This window comes from Synechococcus sp. H60.2 (assembly GCF_047462315.1).
Classification (GTDB): domain Bacteria; phylum Cyanobacteriota; class Cyanobacteriia; order Thermostichales; family Thermostichaceae; genus Thermostichus.
The window spans coordinates 21,439-41,146 of record NZ_JANSIZ010000017.1; the positions used below are offsets into that span (position 1 = coordinate 21,439).

Annotated in this window: 24 protein-coding genes, 1 tRNA gene and 1 other annotated feature; of the genes, 17 read left to right on the forward strand and 8 right to left on the reverse strand. The window is 60.5% G+C overall.

All coding sequences use genetic code 11. The annotated features are described in order from the left end of the window. Nucleotide 1 precedes the first annotated feature (1 nt). Complete coding sequence (locus tag NW845_RS04335; protein ID WP_414370844.1) at nt 2-415, reverse strand: hypothetical protein; 414 nt, start codon at nt 413-415, stop codon at nt 2-4. Next, nucleotides 379-1,584: a 5-(carboxyamino)imidazole ribonucleotide synthase gene (locus NW845_RS04340; protein WP_414377046.1), complete on the reverse strand. Its 1,206-nt coding sequence runs from the start codon at nt 1,582-1,584 to the stop codon at nt 379-381. Before NW845_RS04340 ends, NW845_RS04335 begins: the two co-directional genes overlap by 37 nt. A gap of 99 nt (nt 1,585-1,683) precedes the next feature. On the opposite strand from NW845_RS04340, the gene NW845_RS04345 reads away from it, so the two are divergent. The 14 genes from NW845_RS04345 to NW845_RS04410 all read left to right on the forward strand — a co-directional run bounded on the left by NW845_RS04345 (nt 1,684) and on the right by NW845_RS04410 (nt 10,979). Beyond that, nucleotides 1,684-1,878 (forward strand): hypothetical protein, encoded by a 195-nt coding sequence (locus NW845_RS04345; RefSeq protein WP_414377048.1) that lies wholly within the window; start codon nt 1,684-1,686, stop codon nt 1,876-1,878. Nucleotides 1,879-2,012: 134 nt separating this feature from the next. After that, nucleotides 2,013-2,417: a hypothetical protein gene (locus NW845_RS04350; protein WP_414377050.1), complete on the forward strand. Its 405-nt coding sequence runs from the start codon at nt 2,013-2,015 to the stop codon at nt 2,415-2,417. Between the two features lie 5 nt (nt 2,418-2,422). Beyond that, nucleotides 2,423-3,184, forward strand: coding sequence for a tRNA (guanosine(37)-N1)-methyltransferase TrmD (gene trmD, locus NW845_RS04355; protein WP_414365353.1), 762 nt, complete (start codon nt 2,423-2,425; stop codon nt 3,182-3,184). Further along, a complete protein-coding gene (locus NW845_RS04360; protein ID WP_414377052.1) occupies nt 3,175-3,522 on the forward strand; it encodes a hypothetical protein in 348 nt (115 codons plus the stop codon). Before trmD ends, NW845_RS04360 begins: the two co-directional genes overlap by 10 nt. A 146-nt stretch (nt 3,523-3,668) precedes the next feature. Further along, complete coding sequence (secE, locus tag NW845_RS04365; protein ID WP_414365355.1) at nt 3,669-3,896, forward strand: preprotein translocase subunit SecE; 228 nt, start codon at nt 3,669-3,671, stop codon at nt 3,894-3,896. A gap of 95 nt (nt 3,897-3,991) precedes the next feature. After that, nucleotides 3,992-4,663 (forward strand): transcription termination/antitermination protein NusG, encoded by a 672-nt coding sequence (nusG, locus tag NW845_RS04370; RefSeq protein ID WP_414377053.1) that lies wholly within the window; start codon nt 3,992-3,994, stop codon nt 4,661-4,663. 9 nt (nt 4,664-4,672) lie between these two features. Continuing rightward, nucleotides 4,673-5,098, forward strand: coding sequence for a 50S ribosomal protein L11 (gene rplK / locus NW845_RS04375; RefSeq protein WP_011430609.1), 426 nt, complete (start codon nt 4,673-4,675; stop codon nt 5,096-5,098). Nucleotides 5,099-5,174: 76 nt separating this feature from the next. Further along, nucleotides 5,175-5,885: a 50S ribosomal protein L1 gene (gene rplA, locus NW845_RS04380; protein ID WP_414365347.1), complete on the forward strand. Its 711-nt coding sequence runs from the start codon at nt 5,175-5,177 to the stop codon at nt 5,883-5,885. Nucleotides 5,886-5,974: 89 nt separating this feature from the next. Beyond that, nucleotides 5,975-6,130 (forward strand) — a sequence feature (ribosomal protein L10 leader region). A gap of 73 nt (nt 6,131-6,203) precedes the next feature. Beyond that, nucleotides 6,204-6,767 (forward strand): 50S ribosomal protein L10, encoded by a 564-nt coding sequence (rplJ, locus tag NW845_RS04385; RefSeq protein ID WP_414377055.1) that lies wholly within the window; start codon nt 6,204-6,206, stop codon nt 6,765-6,767. A 72-nt stretch (nt 6,768-6,839) separates the two neighbouring features. Next, complete coding sequence (gene rplL / locus NW845_RS04390) at nt 6,840-7,253, forward strand: 50S ribosomal protein L7/L12 (protein ID WP_414377056.1); 414 nt, start codon at nt 6,840-6,842, stop codon at nt 7,251-7,253. A gap of 281 nt (nt 7,254-7,534) precedes the next feature. Further along, complete coding sequence (yidC, locus tag NW845_RS04395) at nt 7,535-8,725, forward strand: membrane protein insertase YidC (protein ID WP_414365341.1); 1,191 nt, start codon at nt 7,535-7,537, stop codon at nt 8,723-8,725. Between the two features lie 77 nt (nt 8,726-8,802). Next, the gene (locus NW845_RS04400) at nt 8,803-9,438 is read left to right on the forward strand and encodes a protein jag (RefSeq protein WP_414377058.1); all 636 of its coding nucleotides are present in this window, start codon (nt 8,803-8,805) and stop codon (nt 9,436-9,438) included. A gap of 72 nt (nt 9,439-9,510) precedes the next feature. After that, nucleotides 9,511-10,014, forward strand: a complete 504-nt coding sequence (locus tag NW845_RS04405) for a YceD family protein (RefSeq protein ID WP_414365337.1) — start codon at nt 9,511-9,513, stop codon at nt 10,012-10,014. A gap of 53 nt (nt 10,015-10,067) precedes the next feature. Next, the gene (locus tag NW845_RS04410; protein ID WP_414377059.1) at nt 10,068-10,979 is read left to right on the forward strand and encodes a homogentisate phytyltransferase; all 912 of its coding nucleotides are present in this window, start codon (nt 10,068-10,070) and stop codon (nt 10,977-10,979) included. Between the two features lie 46 nt (nt 10,980-11,025). On the opposite strand, the gene NW845_RS04415 is transcribed toward NW845_RS04410, so the two are convergent. After that, nucleotides 11,026-11,814, reverse strand: a complete 789-nt coding sequence (locus NW845_RS04415) for a photosystem II S4 domain protein (RefSeq protein WP_414372176.1) — start codon at nt 11,812-11,814, stop codon at nt 11,026-11,028. Nucleotides 11,815-11,886: 72 nt separating this feature from the next. Between NW845_RS04415 and NW845_RS04420 the strand changes: the two genes are divergently transcribed. Then, a tRNA-His gene (locus NW845_RS04420) sits at nt 11,887-11,959 on the forward strand. A 23-nt stretch (nt 11,960-11,982) separates the two neighbouring features. On the opposite strand, the gene NW845_RS04425 is transcribed toward NW845_RS04420, so the two are convergent. The 5 genes from NW845_RS04425 to NW845_RS04445 form a co-directional block, all read right to left on the reverse strand. Further along, entirely contained in the window at nt 11,983-14,028 is a 2,046-nt protein-coding gene (locus tag NW845_RS04425) for a hydantoinase/oxoprolinase family protein (RefSeq protein ID WP_414377060.1), read from the reverse strand. 67 nt (nt 14,029-14,095) lie between these two features. Further along, entirely contained in the window at nt 14,096-15,427 is a 1,332-nt protein-coding gene (locus NW845_RS04430; protein WP_414377062.1) for a hypothetical protein, read from the reverse strand. A gap of 182 nt (nt 15,428-15,609) precedes the next feature. Continuing rightward, nucleotides 15,610-16,131: a hypothetical protein gene (locus tag NW845_RS04435; protein ID WP_414377064.1), complete on the reverse strand. Its 522-nt coding sequence runs from the start codon at nt 16,129-16,131 to the stop codon at nt 15,610-15,612. A gap of 12 nt (nt 16,132-16,143) precedes the next feature. Continuing rightward, on the reverse strand, nt 16,144-16,698 hold the full coding sequence (locus tag NW845_RS04440) for a phycobiliprotein lyase (RefSeq protein WP_414365326.1): 555 nt from the start codon (nt 16,696-16,698) through the stop codon (nt 16,144-16,146). A gap of 105 nt (nt 16,699-16,803) precedes the next feature. Next, nucleotides 16,804-18,117, reverse strand: coding sequence for a S41 family peptidase (locus NW845_RS04445; RefSeq protein WP_414365324.1), 1,314 nt, complete (start codon nt 18,115-18,117; stop codon nt 16,804-16,806). Nucleotides 18,118-18,324: 207 nt separating this feature from the next. Between NW845_RS04445 and petB the strand changes: the two genes are divergently transcribed. Together petB and petD are read left to right on the forward strand one after the other, a co-directional pair. Beyond that, nucleotides 18,325-18,972, forward strand: a complete 648-nt coding sequence (gene petB / locus NW845_RS04450; protein ID WP_011430625.1) for a cytochrome b6 — start codon at nt 18,325-18,327, stop codon at nt 18,970-18,972. A gap of 67 nt (nt 18,973-19,039) precedes the next feature. Next, nucleotides 19,040-19,552: a cytochrome b6-f complex subunit IV gene (gene petD, locus NW845_RS04455; protein ID WP_414365321.1), complete on the forward strand. Its 513-nt coding sequence runs from the start codon at nt 19,040-19,042 to the stop codon at nt 19,550-19,552. Nucleotides 19,553-19,708: the final 156 nt, after the last annotated feature.

The window sequence follows — 19,708 nt, forward strand, 5'->3', positions numbered from 1 at the left end:
TCTAGTCCCGCAATTCGCAGAACTCCGATAGCAACAACTGCCCAAAGGGATCGTCATCCGGGGCGGCGTAGGGCAGGGCTCGGCGGCTAAGGCTCAAGATCTGGCCCCCCGATTGGGGATGGGGCTTGAGCTCGTAGTCGATCCCTTCTTGGAAGCCGGCCTCTTGTAGGTAATCTTGGGCGGCTTTGAGGATCCCTGCTCGCAGTTGGGCTTTGACGGCGGGGGCCATGAGGTGGCGAACAAACCAGCGGGCGCTGTCGGGATCCACCTCGGCAAGGTATTGGAGAGCGGGGGTCAACACCGCGGAACGCTCTTGGGGAGAGAGGCTGTTGACCTGCTGCGCCACCGCGGGCACATCCCGCCGTTGCAGGGCCGCGATCAGGGCTTGGATGGCTGGAGAAAAGGTGGGATCCATGGCTGGGGATACCAGAGGGCTTCGAGGGTATGGACAAGGTCTGCCGCTTCCGCAGGAGAAGGAGGATGGGGTAGACAGACCGTGACATGGCCCAGCTTGCGCCCGGGGCGGGCAGGGGTTTTGTGGTACCAGTGCAGCGTGGCATTGGGGATCCCCGCCAGACGCTGCCGCTTTTGGGCATAGTCACTGCTGGAGTGCTCATAACCCAAGAGGTTCACCATCACTGCCCCCCCACACTTGAGGGAGGGATCCCCCAAGGGAAGGCCAGTGATGGCCCGCAGGTGCTGCTCAAATTGCGAGGTGTGGCAGGCTTCCAGGGTGTAGTGGCCGGAGTTGTGAACCCGCGGTGAGATCTCGTTGATCCAGATCCCGGCCTTGGGGTGGGGCGGCGGCACCCAGAAGAGCTCGATGGCGAACACACCCACCGCGTCCAACTTGTCCATCACCTTGACCGCCAGGTCGCGAATCTCGGCCTCGACAGTCGGGGGAATGCGGGCGGGCGCCAGCACATAGCGGCAGACCTGCTCGATCTGCACAGTTTCCACCACGGGGTAGAGTTGGATCTCCCCCGCCAGCCCGCGGGCCACGATCACCGCCAGCTCCCGCTCAAACGGGATCCACTCTTCCAGCAGCAGCGGGATCCCGGCATACTCGGCCAGAGCCTGTTGCAAGGTTGCTCGGTCGGGCAGGATGCGGGTGCCCTGGCCATCGTAGCCCTGCCGCCGCCGCTTGAGCACTACCGGAAAGCCCAACCCAGATAGGTCTGCCGTCTCCGCAGGGCAAAAGGCCGGCACCGGCACCCCCAACTCCGCCAAGAACTGTCGTTGGTGCAACTTGTCCAGCAGCGGCTCTAGGGTGCTCAGGCGAGGGCGAAAGCGGGATCCCTGCGGATCCAACTTGCGCAGCTCCGGCAGCGGGATGAACTCGTTCTCAAAAGTTACCACCGGGCAGCGTTGCAGCAACTGGGCTGTGGCCTGAATGTCCGTCACAGCACCCCAGACCACACCGTCGGCTACTGCCACCGCCGGATCGGTGGGGGCAGCGGCCTGCACGATCAGCGGGATCCCCAAGGGGCGGGCCGCCAAAGCCAACATCTGCGCCAACTGCCCGCCGCCGATCACCCCCACCGGTTGGAAGCTCTGGGTTTTTGGGGATACCTGGGGTTCCACCACTGTCTCGCTATACTGACGGGTATGCTGCTATCTGTTGCATCTTGGATCCAGAAATCATTATGGGATCCCTTGCCCTCGAGCGCTAGGAGCAAAACAGTGCAATCCCCTCAACCCTCTGAGCTCAGAGCTTTGATTGACCGGGCCTTGGCAGATAAGGTCCTAACCCGCGCTGAACAACAGCAGATCCTCAATGCCGTCATGGCCGATCAAGAGATTTCCCCAGAAGAGCACGAGCTGCTGGAATTGGTTGTGGAGCGCCTCAGCAGCGGCGAGATCCAAGCTGTGGATTGAGCCCCATCCCCAGGTTCTCCTCAAAACTTCAGAGAACGGATCCCTACTTGGGCTGCCGGGCACTCTGTCGTCCTGGGCCAGTTCCGGTGGGCGGATCGCCTAGAATAATTCAGAACCCACCTGTTTCTGCTGCCATGAGTTCTCGCTCTTCAGATTGGTTCACGCGGGCTCGCCACCTTTTCTACGGCGCGGCCACTGCCCTGGTGGAGATCCTCCAAGACCCGGAAAAGCGGGCCGAAAACCTCAACCGCCTCTCGATGGATCTGGCGCAACTGGCAGCAGAACTGGAGCAAAAGGGGGAGCTGATCGAACAGGAAGCCGTTCGCTACGTTGAAAGTCTCAGGGATCCAGCCGCCAACGCCCCCGCCGCAGAGAGCGAGAGGCCCGCCCCTGCTGAAAGCGCCCCCCCGACCACGGCTTCCCCTGCCCCTATCTCCAAAGAAGAAATGGCCGAGCTGATGGAGCTGATCCACCAGATCGAGTCTTTGCGCCTGGATCTGGAGCGGCTGCGCACCGAGCCTCCCTCTGCCTCGTCCTAAGTCTTGTGCGGTTCGACGTCATCACCCTCTTCCCAGAATTTTTTGCAACGCCGCTGCGCATCGGGCTGGTGGGCAAAGCCCTGGAGCAGGGGATTGCCGAGGTTCACTGCACCAACCCGCGGGACTTTGCCACCGACAAGCACCGCCGGGTCGATGATGAGCCCTACGGGGGTGGGGTGGGCATGGTGCTCAAGCCAGAGCCCTTTTTTGCTGCCGTTGCCTCCCTGCCCCGCCTGGATCCCTACGAGATCATCTTGCTCACGCCGCAGGGGCAACCGCTGAACCAGGCGCTGCTGCGGGAGCTGGCCCAAAAGGCGCAGCTCATCCTGCTCTGTGGCCAGTACGAGGGCTTTGACGAGCGGATCCGCCAATATCTGGCCACCCGCGAGGTGTCGCTGGGCGATTTTGTCTTGACGGGGGGGGAGATCCCGGCGCTGGCCTTGATCAACGGCGTGGTGCGGCTCTTGCCGGGCACAGTTGGTAAAATGGACTCGCTGAGGAGCGAAAGTTTCGAGACGGGGCTGCTGGAGTATCCCCAGTACACCCGTCCACCGGAGTTCCAAGGGCACAAGGTGCCGCCGGTGCTTCTCTCAGGCGACCACCGAGCCATTGCCCGTTGGCGTCTGCAACAGCAGTTGGTTCGCACCTGGCAAAGGCGGCCAGACCTGTTGGCCAAACGCCCCCTCACGCCCGAAGAACAACAGTTGCTGGCAGAGGGGCTAGCTGAGCAGCACACCGATGCGGAGGAACAGGATCAATGTTTGTAAACCGTCTCCGCTCCCCCCTCAACCCCCGGCGCGGGATCCCTGCGGCCCTGGGTCTGCTTCTGCTGGGGATCCTGGCCAGCGCCGAGGTTGCCTTGGCCCAAAGGGGAGATGTCAACGAGGCCATCCGCCGCGACCGCAACGTCCAGTTGTTCGACGGCACCAGCATTGACATGAACGACCTCCTGCGAGCCGCCGAGTTTCTCTCCCGGCAAAATGCCGCCTCGCGTTGGGACAGCAAGGCCGGGATCGACGCAGCGGTAGAGCAATTCAACCGCTCCCGCCGCCCTTTGGTGCTCTCCCCGAGGGTGCTGACGCCTGAGCCCACTCCCACCCCTTGAGAGGGATCCCACCCCCAACAGATCTGTTAAGATCGCTAAGCCGATCTTGAGTGCGCCAAAAGGTGGCGCACCGTTTTCGGGATCCAGCAGGAGATACCGCCGTGGTTAAAAGCACCTCTTCCAGCAAGGCCGATACGGAACAACGTTTGGATCCCGCCAGCCGGGGCCACTCCAGGGACAACTCCCCTGAGTCCAAGGGGATTCTCGGCTTCCTCCAGGAGACCCGCGCGGAATTGGCCAAAATTGTTTGGCCGAGCCGCCAGCAACTGATTAGCGAATCGGTGGGCGTCTTACTGATTGTGTTGGCCTTCGCCTCGTTCATCTACCTGGTCGATCAACTGTTTGGCTGGCTGGCCACTCAACTGTTCTCGTGAGGTCCTTTCTCAGATGGCCCCTGCCAGGGATCCCTATTCATTTTTGGGGACGGGAGGCCCATGCATACAGACAGACAGAGAGAGGAGGTGAGGTGATGAGCCCAAAGCCAGAGCAGCGGTGGAAACGCCGTGGGGGCCACCCTGAGCCCCTAGAGACTGTAGACACGGCGCCAGAAGGGGAAGAAGGCGAAAGTCAAGGTCGTCGCAACCTGCGCTGGTACGCTGTGCAGGTGGCCTCAGGCTGCGAAAACAAAGTCAAAAGCACCCTGATGCAACGGGCGGCGGCTCTGGATGTGGCAGATCAGATTGTCGAGGTGGTGATCCCGAAGCGGACGGGCTTCAAGCTAGATCGATCCGGCAAGCGCCAGGAACAAGAGGAAAAGATTTTTCCCGGCTATGTGCTGGTGCGCATGGATCTCAACGACGACACCTGGATGGTGGTGAAAACTACCCCCAACGTGATCAACTTCGTTGGCACGGAAGAAAAGCGGGCCTACGGTCGTGGTCGGGGCCATGTGACGCCACGGCCCCTCAGCCCAAGCGAAGTCCAGCGCATCTTCAGCAGCGTTGAGGTGGAGGAAGTGCCCCTCAAGATCGACATGGCACCTGGGGATCGCATCGAGGTGCTCTCCGGCCCCTTCCAAGGATTTTACGGCGAAGTGGTGGATGTCAGCCCAGAGCGGGGCAAGCTCAAGGCCTTGATCTCGATTTTCGGGCGCGATACTCCGGTAGAATTAGAGTTTGGTCAAGTGCGAAAAGAGGTGTAACTGCGTTTCATGGCTAAGAAACTGGTGGCAGTGGTCAAGCTGGCCATCCAGGCGGGCAAAGCCACCCCCGCCCCCCCCATCGGCCCGGCGCTGGGCCAGCACGGGGTTAACATCATGGCCTTCTGCAAGGAATATAACGCCAAAACGGCGGATCAAGCCGGGATGGTGGTGCCGGTCGAGATCTCGATTTACGAGGATCGCAGCTTCACCTTCGTCCTCAAGACGCCGCCGGCTTCGGTGTTGATCAAAAAAGCCCTCGGCATTGAGTCGGGATCCAGTGAGCCCCACAAAGTCAAGGTGGGATCCCTGACGCGAGCGCAACTGCGTCAGATTGCCGAGCAGAAGTTGCCCGATTTGAATGCCCGTGATGTGGAGGCGGCTATGAAAATCATCGCCGGCACTGCCCGCAGCATGGGGGTGACAATCGTCGATTGATGAAGGATCTTTAGTCTGATTGTTGTCTTGAAGTTTTGGGGGAGAGAGGTTCTCGCCAGCACCCCGAGGAGAAACGATGGCTCGAAAACTGTCCAAACGTATGCAGGCTTTGCGGGAGAAGGTCAAGCCCATTGCCTATCCCCCCGCAGAAGCCCTGGCTCTGATGAAGGAGACGGCCACTGCCAAATTTGACGAGGCGGCAGAGGTTCACATCCGCCTGGGGATCGATCCCAAGTATGCCGACCAGCAGTTGCGCACCACCGTCGTCTTGCCCCGCGGCACCGGGCAGGAGATTCGGGTGGCGGTGATTGCCCGTGGCGAGAAGGTTACGGAAGCCCAGAACGCAGGAGCCGACCGGGTGGGCTTTGAAGACCTAATCGAGGAGATCGGCAAGGGCATGATCGATTTCGACCTGCTGATTGCCACCCCCGATGTGATGCCCCAGGTTGCTAAGCTGGGGCGCCTATTGGGGCCGCGTGGCCTCATGCCCTCTCCCAAGGGTGGGACGGTCACCATGGATTTGGCCCAAGCCATCAAGGAGTTCAAAGCCGGCAAGCTGGAGTACCGGGCGGACAAAACCGGCATTGTGCATTTGATTTTCGGCAAGTGCAAGTTCCCTGTCGAAGCACTGCTGGAAAACTTGAAAGCCGTGCAAGAGTCTGTTGACCGCAACCGTCCCCCTGGAGCCAAGGGCAAGTATTGGCGAGCCCTACATGTTTGTGCTACAATGGGCCCCTCGATTGAGGTTGACATCAATGCCCTGCGAGAGCTAAAGTTGGTTGCCTAAGGCTGCTTCGGCGCTGCAAAGGGAAAAAGGCAGTTGTTTGCCGTTTGAATTGACTATTTTTCTGGAGGATCTGGGCAGAGAAGAGCTTCCCACAGTTGAATAGCAAGCCGAAGACAGCAGGTGCCTAGGGGCTTAATGTCCTGCCGAGGTTTGAGTGGAGTGCAAAGGGATCCCGTTGTGGATTGCTGGGTTATGCCTGCCTCAATGCGTCTCGGCTCTGGCTGGGACGCATTCTATTTGGCGGCTCTAGATACCCCCTTCCGACGGCAACACCTGTTCGGCCCTCAGTAAGCCAGTGACAACAAAGGAGGTGAGCGCATGGGCAAGCAACCTGTAGCGAAAAAAGCGGAGGTGGTCGATGAAGTTCGATCCCTGTTGCAAGCCAGCCAAATGGTGCTGGTCATCGACTACAAGGGGCTGACCGTTTCCGAGATGAACCAACTGCGGGCGGAGCTGCGCAAGGCGGATGCTGTCTGCATGGTGGTTAAAAATACCTTGATGCGGCGGGCTGTCGCCGACCAAAAGGCTTGGGCAGGGATTCTTCCCTTCCTGTCAGGGCCGACGGCCTTTATCATGATCCGGGGTGATATTCCAGCGGCCCTGAAGGCGTATCAAGATTTCGCCAAGCAAACCAAGAAGACCGAATTCCGCGGCGCCGCTGCCGAGGGGCTATCCCTGACCTTGGATCAGGCCAAGGCCATCGCCGAGCTGCCGCCCAAGGAGGTGCTCATGGCCCAAGTGGCGGGCAGCCTCAAGTCGGTGGCCACCCGACTGGCAGTGGGGCTCAATGCAGTGCCCACGCAAGTGGCTCGCGGTATCTATGAGATCCCGGCCTCCCTGGCAAGGGCCATCCGGGCTATTGCCGACAAGGAGGCGGCCTGACGGGATCGACCTGTGTTGGGTTCATCAACCCAATTCCACCTATCCACTTCGTTACCCTGAGGAGACAAGACCATGGCTTCGGAGCGTGTTCAAAAGATCCTGGAAGAGTTGAAAGCATTGAGCTTGTTGGAGGCTGCCGAGTTGGTGAAAGCCATCGAAGAAACCTTTGGCGTCAATGCGGCTGCCCCAGCAGGTGGCATGGTTATGGCTGCTCCCGTGGCAGCGGCAGCGGCACCGGCGCCAGCAGCGGCGGCTGAACCGGTGGAAGAGCAAACGGCCTTTGATGTCATTCTCGAGGCTGTCCCTGCGGATAAGAAGATCGCCGTCCTCAAGGTGGTGCGCGAGTTGACCGGCTTGGGCCTGAAAGATGCCAAAGATCTTGTGGAGGCCGCTCCCAAACCGGTCAAGGAAGGGATCCCCAAAGAGGAAGCCAACGAGATCAAGAAGAAGCTGGAGGAAGCTGGTGCTACGGTCAAGGTCAAGTAGTTCCATCAGCAGGGGAAAGGGATCCTCATTCAGAGCGTCTCTTGCTCCCAGCACAAGGGAGCTGCCAGAGCTCCAAGTTTAACCAGAACGATGAAGGAGGGGCAAAGCAGCTCCTCCTTTTTCGCTGATACGCCGCCGCGCTCTGCCCCTCTCCCTCGGAGAGGCAGGGAAATTGCTGGGCTGATCCCCCTTGCCGATTGGGGCGGTTAAACCCTGAAAACGCCCTCGTCAGCCGGTCGGAAACCATTACAATGGGTTACGGACGTTCGCCAGCACCCCCCATGGACTTCGGAGTCGGATTTCTTTCCAACAACGTCATGCTGCCGATCCTGGATTTTTTCTACGGGATCGTGCCCAGCTATGGACTGGCCATCATCTTCCTGACGTTGGTGATCCGCTTTGCCCTCTACCCGCTCAACGTCGGATCTATCCGCAACATGCGGCGCATGAAGGTGATTAACCCTTTGATGCGGCGGCGGATGCAAGAAATCCAGGAGAAGTACCGGGATGACCCACAAAAGCTGCGCGACGCCCAGGCCAAACTGTACAGCGAGCTGGGAGTCAACCCGCTGTCGGGTTGTCTGCCGCTTTTGATTCAAATGCCGGTGCTCTTTGCTCTCTTTGCCACGCTGCGGGGATCCCCCTTTGCAGCGGTTACCTACGACGTCAACCTGCAGATCTTGCCAGCAGAGGTGGCGGCAGAGGTGGTGCCCACCCCCTACGTCAGCCCCAGTAAGAACATCTTCGTCGCCGACTCGGTACACAAGCCAGTGGTGCTGGTGGAGCCCAAAGGCACCAAGATTGCCGTAGGGGAGCAGGTGCAGTTTCTGCTGCAGGGGCCGGGGGGCAAGCCCTTTGAGCAGTTGGTGGCAGAAGCGGGCGGGGATCCCAGCCTGTTGCAGCCCACCTGGAAGATCACCAAAGGAGAAGAGCGGGCCCAGATCCAGCCGGATGGCACCTTGCTGGCCCTGCAGCCAGGGGAAGTGACTGTGGAGGTTGCGATCCCGGGCCTAGCCTCTGACACGGGCTTTCTGTTTATCGACAAGTTAGGCCGTGTCGGCGCCTTTGACCCGGATGGCACCATCCACTGGGACATCATCGGCATGATTGTCCTTTTCGGCGTCTCCATTTACCTGAACCAATCCCTGACCAACGCTGGCCAGGAGACAGGCCAAGAGGATCCCAGCCAGAGCTCGATGGCTCGCATCACCCCTGTGCTGTTCTCAGCAATGTTCCTGTTCTTCCCCTTGCCGGCTGGAGTTTTGCTCTATATCCTTGTCTCCAACATCTTCCAAACTGTGCAAACCTTCTTGCTCTCGCGGGAGCCGTTGCCGGAGAACTTGCAGCGGTTGGTGGAAGAGGAGCGCCGCCGCGCTGCCCAGGTGATCACGGTGGAAGCCAAGGAGGTTGACCGACCGGCCAAGCCAAAGGCAGCTGGGGGAGGGCGCGAATCCCTGCCCTTTGAGCCCTAGGCAGTCCTTGCTGCTTGGCGTGGGGTGAGCTTACGGTCGAGTGCTTGATACCTCTTCAGAATTGGAAGCTGCCCAGGATGAGCCCCTCTGAGTCCTCTACGGGATCTTTGAAGGGATCCGCCGCCAAAAAATCGCATCAGAAGTCTGAGGGAACCGTTGCGCCTTCCCAGGGCAAGCTTTCTCCTGCCGAACATCGAGAACGGGCCAGGCAGTGGTTGCAGCAGGTGCTGGCGGCGATGGGAATCCCGGCAGTGGTGCGTGTGGTGGGGGAGATAATCGAAATTGAGGCCGATTCTCTAACTCCGGCCCAGAAGCAAATGCTGCTCTCAAAAGCGCCTGCATTGCCCTTGCCGTCGTCCAAAGAAGCTGGCCCTGAGGAAGAGCGCTCCCCGGTGGTTTTGGATGCGTTGCAGTATCTGGCCAACACCCTTCTCAACCTCAACCAGCCAGAAGACCAACAGCAGCCCTATATCCTGGATCTGGATGGCTATCGTCAGCGCCGTTTGCAGGAGCTCAAAGCCTTGGTTGCTGTCGCGGTGCAAAAGGTGAGAACCAGTGGTCGGGAATACGAGTTTCCCGATCTTTCTGCTGCCGAGCGGCGGCAGATCCACACGCTCCTGAAAGACCCTGCCTACGCCGATCTGGAAACCTTCAGCCGTGGCAAAGAGCCTGACCGTCGTCTGGTGATCCGGCGGGCCTCTTCTCGACCCTGACCTGGGGGCTCTCTTGCCGATAGGGGCGATTCTAGGGATCCCTGCTACCCAGAACGTATAGAGGGGGATGTCATGCTGAGGCCAATTCGTCTATCCGACCTGCGGCAGATGCCCGGTCAAACCCAAGAGGTACAGTTTAGGCAGTTTTTTTCAGGTTTTGAGAGCTTGACCCCTGTGGAGGGATCCCTGCAGGCCAGCCACCGGGGGCATTTCCTGGAGGTGAGCGCCGAGGCCCGCACCATCGTCACCCTCACCTGTCACCGCTGCCTGCAGCAGTTCAACCACCGGCTGCACCTGCAGGTTGAGGAGATCATCCTAATTCGGGAGCCCAGTCCTGAACCGCCGCCTCTAGAGCTGGAATTGCGGGACGAAGAAGATCTGCTGGAGAGCCTGCCGCCCAACGGCGAGCTGGATATCGAAGACTGGATGTACCAACACCTGCATTTGGAGATGCCCCACCAGTTGCCCTGTCGCCCCGATTGCCCGGGCATTGTGGTGGAATCGGCTGCGCCGCCTCCGGTGGATCCCCGCTGGTCGGCCCTGGCTGCCCTCCTTAAAGACTCCCCCCATCCCTAGCCACTCTCCACGGGGGGGGCTCCGGGCCATGAGCTGTATCGCTGCTGGCTAGAATGACCCCATATTTGCAGGTTCTCTGGCGTTTTGCTCGGCCCCACACCGTCTACGGCACCAGTGCCAGTCTGCTGGGCCTCTACTTGCTGGCCGGGTTCGTGGCCGCTGAACCAACGGCCCTGCTAACTGTCCTTCCCCAGTTGGGCGTGGCTTGGGTGGCTTGTCTGGCGGCCAATGTCTATATTGTCGGCCTCAACCAGCTCACGGATATCGAGATCGACCGCATCAACAAACCCTATCTGCCCCTGGCCGCCGGCTCCCTAAGTTGGCGACAGGGGGTGGGGATCGTCGCCGTCTGCGGGGTGGCATCCATCCTATTGGCCCTGACAGGGATCCCGTACCTGTTGTTGACGGTGCTTTTGAGCAACGGAATCGGCACCGCCTATTCCTTGCCCCCCCTGCGGTTGAAACGATTTCCGCTGGCGGCCTCGGCTTGTATCTATTGTGTGCGGGGGTTGATCGTCAATCTGGGCCTGTACAGCCATTTTCAGCAGTTGATGCAGGGGGAAGTCGAGCTTTCTGCTCCCATTGTTTTTCTGACAGGGTTTATGTCTATTTTTGGGCTGGTGATCGCCCTTTTCAAAGATATTCCCGACATGGAGGGGGATCGGCGGTTTGCCATTGCCACCTTTTCGTTGCGCTTTGGCCAGGAGCGGATCTCAAAGTTTTGCATTGGCATTTTGGCCGCTTGTTACCTAGCGTTTATCGCTTTGGGAAGCTATTTTCTTCTCATGGGCCAGGGTGCCTGGATGCTGTTAGGGCATGGGCTGGGGCTAGGAATCCTTGTAGGCTATGGTGTTCGCCTGGATCTGGGTTGCCGCGACGCGATCGTGGCCTATTATCAACTGATCTGGAAGTTGTTTTACTTGGAGTACTTGCTCTATCCTTGGGCCTTCTTCCCTTTTTCCTAGCGATTTCTCGCCCTGGATCTCAGGCAGGCAGTAGATCTCCAAAAACCTAGAGATACCGCTTCATCTGGATGCGAAAGCGGCCTTTTTTCGTCTCGGCTACCTCTTCAATTTGCAGCCGACCGCGACCACGAATAGCAATCCAATCCTGGGGGCCGACAGTGTAGCTGGCTTGGGTAATCGGCTTCCAATTAACCCGCACCTCTCCCCGCTGGATCTCTTCCACCATCTTGCTGCGGGACAGGCCAAATCCCGCCGAGGCCACTGCATCCAGGCGCAAAGAGGCTTCCACGCTGGTGATGGACTTCACCCGCGGCGGTTGAACCTTTAATTGGTTGAGAGGGATGGGACTGACCTTGACGGGCACGCTGCGCACCTGCGTCAGGTTGAGGCTGAGATAGTCCACCAATTCCGGCACAACGATGGCCTGGGCCCCCGTGTCACCTAAAACAAGGATGTCTCCCACTTTCTCCCGGGCAATGCCAGCTCCCAGCAGGGCTCCCAAAAAATCGCGGTGAGTGGCCGGGTCGAAAAGAAAGTTTCCCTGTATCTGAACAGCGGCCAAGGGGATCCCTTCTGCGCCTTCCACCTTCAAGCTGACCTCAGAGCGAGCCAGGGCTAGGCGTTGCCGCTCCGCCTGGGCATAGCCCCCCCAGGCCACCACCTGCAGTTCAGCCAAGTTGTGCAACCGGCTTTGCACCTCGGCTACCTCTGGCGGGGAGAGAAAATCGCTCCAGACCACTTGCCAGGTTTTGAGGGCTTGCTCCCCCAGATCCAGAATGCGCGCTAAGGTTTCTCGATACTCCGCTCCTTTCAGTAGATCGACTCTGGGCAGCATGTTGGGACGCTTCAACCTTCTTTACGGCTTCGTTCTGTTTGTCCCATGCTAAGCTAGATCCCCAGGATCCTGGCGGGCGTAGCCAAGTGGTTAAGGCAGAGGATTGTGGTTCCTCCATTCGTGGGTTCGAGTCCCATCGTCCGCCCTGCCAAAGAGAGAAAGGGGCCTCTATTCGCAGCTTAAAACCAGGGTGCCCACGGCGTCGATGCTGCCTGTCCAACCGGCTTCGATGACTACGGTAGCCTCAGGCATCTCCACAATCGCTGGCCCGCGTAGCGGAAACCCCACATCCATGCGCCGCCGATCGTAAACCGGGACTGAACGCATTTGGCCGCCCATCCAGGCCTGTCGCTCCCCCTTGAAGGGATCCCCTGGCAAGGGTGGGGGGGCTTGCAGCGGGACGCTGGGCAAGGCCTGCACCGCCCGCAGGCGCAACTGGATGGCTTCCACCACCTGGCTGGGATCCTGCCAGCCGTGGCGCTGCTGGTGGGCTTGGTGAAACCGCTGTTCCAAGAGAGAAACTGGATCCGACAACTGGGCCGGGATCTCCAGCTCAAAGGACTGGCCGCGATAGCGCAGGTCTAAGCTGAAGTACAGCTCCGGCTCCTGCAGGTCAGCTTTCGCCTGGCGGATGAGGGGCGCCGCCCATGGGGCCAAAAGGGATCCCTCGGCAGCCGACTCCAGTTGCCGCAGCGGCTGCAGGATGGCCCGCCGGTAATCCCGCTGTAGGTTGGCCACAGCCATACCTAGCGCTGAGAGGACACCGGCAAAGGCCGGGATCAAGATGCGGCGGATCCCCAGCTCCTCTGCCAGGGCACAGGCATGCATAGGCCCGGCTCCGCCAAAGGCCAGCAGGGCAAAATCGGCGGGATCCAAGCCCCGCTCCACGCTAATCACCCGCAAGGCCCGTGCCATGGCCCCATTGGCCAGGGTGCGAATGCCGACAGCTGTCTCCTCCAAACTCAAACCCAAGGGCTCCGCCAGCGTCGCAATAGCCTGGCCAGCCAGATCCCGTCGCAGGCAAACAGAGTCCCCCAGCCAGCCCCCATCCGGCAGGTAGCCCAGCCAAAGGTTGGCGTCGGTTACTGTGGGAGCCGTTCCTCCCCGCCCGTAGCAGGCCGGCCCAGGGTTGGAGCCGGCACTTTCCGGCCCCACCTGCAGCCCCCCGCCGGGTAGCAGGTAGGCCAGGGATCCGCCCCCGGCACTGACCGTGTGGATGTCAATCTGGGGCTGCTGCACCGGCAGGCCGCACACTACCGCTGACGAGGTAACCTGAGGGAGGCCGTCTTGAATGAGGGCCACATCGGTGCTGGTTCCTCCCATGTCCAGGCTGAGCAGATGGGAATAGCCGCTCAGACGGCCCACATAGGCCGCTCCGTAAACGCCGCCCGCCGGCCCCGAAAGCAGTGCCACCGAGGCGTGGGCTGCCGCCTGAGCAAGGGAGGTGACGCCGCCGGAGGATTGCATGATCAGGGGGGCGGGGATCCCTCTCTCCCGACAACCTTGGGCCAAGCGGTGCAGGTAGCCCGCCAGCGCCGGGCTGAGGTAGGCATCAATGGCTGTGGTGCTGAAGCGCTCGTATTCGCGAAACTCCGGTGTCACTTCGCAGGAGAGGGAAACGTGCAAGCCGGGCAAGGCCTCGCGCAAAGCCGCCCCCAGGCGCTGCTCGTGCTCCGGGTAGAGGAAAGAAAACAAAAACCCCACCCCCACCGCGCAGATCCCATCCCGCCGTACCCGCTCTCCCACCTCCCGGATGACGCGCTGGATCTCCTCCTCCGTCAGCGGCTCCAACACGCCGCTTACGCTGCAGCGCTCCTTTACCTCTAGGCAGTGGTGGCGGGGCACCACCGGCTCCGGCTTGGGCTGGGTGAGGTCGTAGAGGGAGGGGCGGTTTTGGCGGCCAATGGCCAGCACATCCCGGAAACCCGCCGTGGTCAAAAAGAGGGTAGGGGATCCCTTGCGCTCCAGGAGGGCGTTGGTGGCCACCGTCATACCATGGCAGAACACGTCTACCTTGACCGCGCCCAGCTTGTCCAAGGCGGCAAAGACCCCCTCTTCTGGGCTGGGGGTGGAGAGCACCTTGGCCGTCCGGATCTGGCCTTCCTGAAGGAGCACTAGATCGGTGAAAGTCCCCCCCACATCGATCCCCAGACGGACCAAACCCTCCTGCCTCCAATCCTGTTGCTCGGCTTGCTCGCTCCTGGTGTTGGACATTGCTCAATAAGGCTCTCGTAAGGCTCTCGTGCAGGCCCGCCCCTGCGCTTCTAATTTCAACCCCTCCCTAGAGACGACGCCGGGGCACCTCTTCCGACTCAGTTGCCAGGGGTTGCTCCTGCTGCAAAAGCTGGCGAAAGGCCGGCTCGTCCAGCCGGTAGTCCCGCTGCTCGATCAAATCCCGATCTGTAGAGTAGATGGTGTCCGCCTCCTGCACCACCTCTTGGCGGCGGAAGCGGCGGGCAAAGTCGAGCTTGCGCAGCAGCACCTCGGAGGGACGCTTCAGCCGCTCTTGCCAGAACCGCCGGATGCGGTTGCGCCGCTCCACCCCCTGGTTGCGGAATTGCAACGTCAGCCACCGCACTGCAGGCACCGCCAAAAACAGCGTGCCATAGAGGAAGAGGAATCCAATCAGCGGGTAGATAAACGCCAGAAAGGCGTTGCTCCCGGCGGCGGCCACCTCCTCCCGCGCCCCATAGAGAATGGCTGCCAGGAAGAAATTGAGCACCCCTAGGCCAGCAGCCAGGGTCAGTTGCTCAGGGGTGGCGCGGCTAAACACCCAGGGTTTTTCCTGCAACATCCCAGGAAGCTGCTGTTGGGGGCTTTCTGTGGCCGTTACCTGCAGCTCTGGGAAACGATAGACGATATCACCGTCCTCGCTTACCTCCGGCTGGCCGTCGAACTTGAGCAGAATCGGCGGCATGTAGTCTTCATACTCCAGGGCCGGGGATCCCGGCTCCACGTCCAGGTAGGGCAGCACCTGCTCGGCGGCGATCACCCCCCCGTTGGCGCGGATGAGCTGGCCAATCAAGGCATAGCGCTCCTCTTCCAGGTTGGCGTTGGGATCCCCGTCCCCAAACAGGAAGCTGTACACCGCCTCCAAAAAGTTCATCTCCGATTTTTCCCGGCGGGGTTGCGCCCGACCGGAATAGCCCCCGTAGTAGGGGTAGGGACTCCAGAAGGGGTTGCCCACCCAGAGGTCGGGAAAATAGAAGAAGACCCCCCCTCCCCGCGAGCGGCTGCGGTTGTCCTCCTCACGGCTGCTGGCCATCTGCAGAGCCATCAACGCCAGGGTGATGAGGATAATCGACACCACCAACAGGATGCCAAAGGAGATGCGTAGGCCGTAGAGAAACCCCCCCCACAGCTTGCGTCGCAAAACCGCCAGCCGATCCTGCTGCTCCTTGCGCTTGAGAATGTCGCGAAAGTCGGGCGGGAAAACGTAGGCGATCTCCCCCTGCCGCGAAACCTGGAGATGCCCCCCAGCCTTTTGGGCTAACTGCAGCAACTCCTGTTTGGCCTCCTCTAGGGCCAGGCCTGTGCTGGAGGCAATGTCTCCCAGAGTGACCCGCAGGCCCAACTGCTCTACCGCATCCATGACCAATGTTTGTGTAGCCACTCTCAACCTCCGCTGGTTACCTACTGTTGCCCGGGATCCGACTGGGACGCTCGCCCAGCATCTGCAGCCAAGGGTTACAGCCATCCCTATTCCCAGTATCTCTCTTCAACTCAGGGGCGACGAGGGCGGCTGTTGCTGCTTTTGGGTCAGGCGGCCTGTCTCTGCACCAACCCAGGGCTGGGCTAGGGCAGCCAGGCCATCGCCACCAGCAGAGCGAAGAGGATCCCGATCAACACCCACGTCAGCCGTTGGGTATTCAAGGGGGGAGCAGTCTCGCTGCGGCTGGGATCAGCGACTTTCGGCAGGGAAGCTGGACGGCGGAGGCGCTCATAGACCAGACGGCGTTCCCCCGGCTTGGCCTCTTCCAGGTGGCTGAGATCTGGGATTTCGAGCAACCACTCTGCTGGTCGCCGCAGACGAGGTGCCTGCCAGATGCCCAACACGTAGCGGGCCTGTTGAGCGACCTCCGGATCCGGGTTGCCCAGCAAGGTTTGCACCAAGCGGATCGCCTCCTGGGTCTCTCCAAGGGCCTCCTGGGCCAAGGCCTGCCAGAGCCGCAGCTTGCCCGCTTGCGGGTAGCGGCTTTGGGCCTGTTTCACCTGTTCCAGAGCCTGGCGGTATTGTCCCCGCTCAAAGCTGGCCTGAATCCGGGCCAAATGCTGGGGCAGGCGCAAGTCTTCGGGAGGGATCAACTCCGGCTCCACCGATGAACCCCCCTAGGTGAGCTTTTGCTCCACCCCAAACCCCACCAGCAGCAGCTCCTCTAGGGGCTGACCGTGAGGGGGGCGTTGGTAGGTGAGGATCTGCCGCAGGCGCAGGCGCGGGTTAAGCAGGGTGATGGTATCCACAGCAACGACGCGCGTGTAGGTGGTGGTCATCACCAGTTGCAGGGATTGCGGATCGAAGCGGAAGTCGGCCACCATGGGCCGCTCCTCTTCATAGGCGCGATCGCGCAGATAGTCGCCTTCAAGACCGCGGGCGCTCTCTCGCCGGGGCACAAACAGCATGTTCAGCTCTTGCCCCACCTCCTCTCCCTTTTCAGAGACAGTCTCAAAGGCAAGGTGGAAGCCCAAGAAGCCGTCGACGCCGTGGTTGGGGTAGTTGTTGTCCCTCAGCACCTTCTCCTTAAGCTCAGGGGTGAGGGTGCGAATGGTGAACTCCGTGCGGGAGCGCTCCACCTCCCCGCGATCCAAGTAGTGGTAGGTGCGCTCGGTGTGCCAGGCGCCAATGCAACAGTTAAAGAAGTAGTGAAATTGCTGGAGGGCGTTCATGCCAGAGCGACTGACAGCTCAACCCAATCCTAAAACGAATTGCAGACAAATAGGCCCGCCCATCCCCGCCGGAGACGATAGACCCCCCTGCCCCCCTTCCTCACCTCAGGTATTGGCTGCCGCTGGGATCCCCTGGGCCACGGCCAAAGTTGACCCCAACACCTCCAAAGCCCGCTGCAACTGCCCATCCTCAGGGCCGCCCAGGGTTTCTGCCGTTAGGGGAAGAGGGCCCTCGGCCACCATCACATCCGGCTGGATCCCTTGGCGGTGAATGTCGTGGCCGTTGGGGGTGAGGTATTTGGCAGTGGTCACGGCCAGCCCGGAGCCGTCCGCCAGCTCCAGCAGGGATTGGATCAGCCCCTTGCCGAAGGTGCGCGTTCCCACCAGTTGTGCCCGCCCGCTGTCCTGCAACGCCCCCGCCAAGACTTCGCTGGCACTGGCACTGCCCTGGTTTACTAAGACAACCAAGGGGGCTGCTGTGAGAACTTCGCCAGTGGCGGGAATGCTGTCCTGAATGCCATAGCGATCCGTCACCCGCACGATGTCGCCTTTGGGGATCCAGAAGCGGGCGATCTCAATGGCCGCCTGCAATAGCCCTCCGGGGTTGTTGCGCAGATCGAGGATGTAGCCCTGCACTCCTCGCGCTTCTGCGGCCTGGATGGCCTGACGCACTTGAGCGGCGGCATTGCCGTTAAACTGGCTGAGGCGGATGTAGGCTACCTCCCCCTGGGGCAGCTTGAAAAAACCGGTGCGCACCGGGTTGATCAGGATGGACTGGCGCACCAGCTCCACCTCCCAAATGCGCTCCTGCCGCTTCAGCCGCAGACTGACCGGAGTGCCACTGGGACCCCGCATCCGTTCGGCCACCTCGTCCAGGCTCAGGCCTGCTACTGGCACCTGATCCACCGCCAGGATCTCATCCTGAGGTTGGATCCCCGCCCGCTCGGCAGGAGTCCCCTCCATCGGGGCAATAACCCGCACCGCTCCCTGCTCGTCGATGGCAATCTGGAGGCCGACACCGCTCAGCTCCCCAGCCGTAGAAGTCTGCAGGCTGAGGTAGTGCTCCCGATCCAAAAAGCGCGTGTAGGGATCCCCCAGCGTTGCCAGCATCTCCTCAATGGCCCGGTAGGTCTCTTGCCGATCCTGGAGGGGCCGAGAGAGAAAGCGCTGCCGCACTTGCCACCAGTTCTGCCCGTTGAACTCCGGATCCACATAGGCCCGATCCACATAGGCCCAAGCCTGGGCCAGCAGTTGCTGCTCTTCCCCCCAGCGGCTGGCCTGCACCTGACAGGCGCCAAGGCTCAGGCCCGCCCAGAGCAGGCACCCCAACAACAAGACTCGGACAGCCTGGCGTAACGCCCATCCGATCCCCAACCCTCTCCAACTGCTTTCCCCAGACCTCGGCTTCTGCGCAATCATCGGAGGATCTTGACTAAGGAAGAAGTTAAGAAATACTAAGAAGCGTGAACAAGATGAGACATCAGCAGGCGTTTGGGCTGCTGGGATAGGGATCCCTGTGTCAAAGCTGAGCCCGACTTCATGATCGTGTTAACGAGTTATGTTACAGTGCTGTGTGGAGTGGGCCCGTCCCCCCCTGGATATCCAACTCTAAAAATTGCAGGCATCATGAGCAAAGTTTACGACTGGCTAGACGAGCGGCTGGAGATCACGCCTTTCGTCGATGACGCAACCGGAAAATTTATTCCGCCCCACGTTAACATCTTCTACTGCCTCGGCGGCATCACGCTGGTGTGCTTCCTCATTCAGTTTGCCACCGGCTTTGCCATGACGTTTTACTACCGTCCGACGGTGGCCGAGGCTTTTGAATCGGTCAACTACATCATGACCCAGGTCAACTTTGGCTGGCTGCTGCGCTCCATCCACCGCTGGAGTGCTTCTATGATGGTGTTGATGATGATTCTACACACCTTCCGGGTTTACCTAACCGGTGGGTTTAAGAAGCCGCGCGAGCTGACCTGGGTAACCGGTGTGATCTTGGCAGTACTGACAGTTTCCTTTGGGGTTACGGGTTACTCCCTGCCTTGGGATCAAGTGGGCTACTGGGCGGTCAAGATCGTCTCCGGCGTGCCCAGTGCCATTCCGGTGGTGGGTGATGCCCTAGTCCAGCTTATCCGGGGCGGCGAGGCCGTTGGCCAAGCCACCCTCACCCGTTTCTACAGCCTGCACACCTTTGTGTTGCCTTGGCTGACGGCGGTCTTCATGACTATGCACTTTCTGATGATCCGCCGCCAGGGCATTTCTGGACCCTTGTGATCCCAGGCCGGTTCGATCCCCAAGTTCCTCTTGCTAAGCCTTTTTACCCCAGACAAGGAGAACGGCTATGCCTGTCTCGAAGCAAGTAATAGCAACTGAGGTCATTACACGCAAAGTTGACCTGGACAACCCCAAAGTTTTGGCCAAGCTGAAGAAGAACATGGGCCACATGACCTACGGTGAGCCCGCTTGGCCCAACGACTTGCTCTTTATGTTCCCGGTGGTGATCCTAGGCACCATCGGCGTGATTGTCGGCCTGGCGGTCATGGATCCGGCGGGGGTGGGCGAGCCGGCGGATCCTTTTGCCACGCCGCTGGAAATTCTGCCAGAGTGGTATCTCTACCCCGCGTTTCACATTTTGCGCATTGCTCCCAACAAGCTGCTGGGCATTGCCCTGATGTCGGCCATTCCGGTCGGCCTTCTGTTTGTGCCCTTCATCGAAAACGTCAACAAGTTCCAGAATCCGCTGCGCCGCCCCGTAGCAACGACGGTGTTTTTGATCGGGACCCTGGTCACCCTCTATTTGGGCATCGGAGCCACCTTGCCTCTGGATAAGTGGGTCACCCTGGGCCTGTTCTAGAGAGCGGAATATCTTTTCTAGTTTTTGTGGGTTGATAACTCTAAGTGCAGCAGGCTGATGGCCGAGCTGCACTTTTTTAATGAACTACCCCACCGCGTAGGCGGGTGGGGTTTCCTCACCCGCTTGACAGCAGAGCTTTTGTCTCTTCTTCTGCCC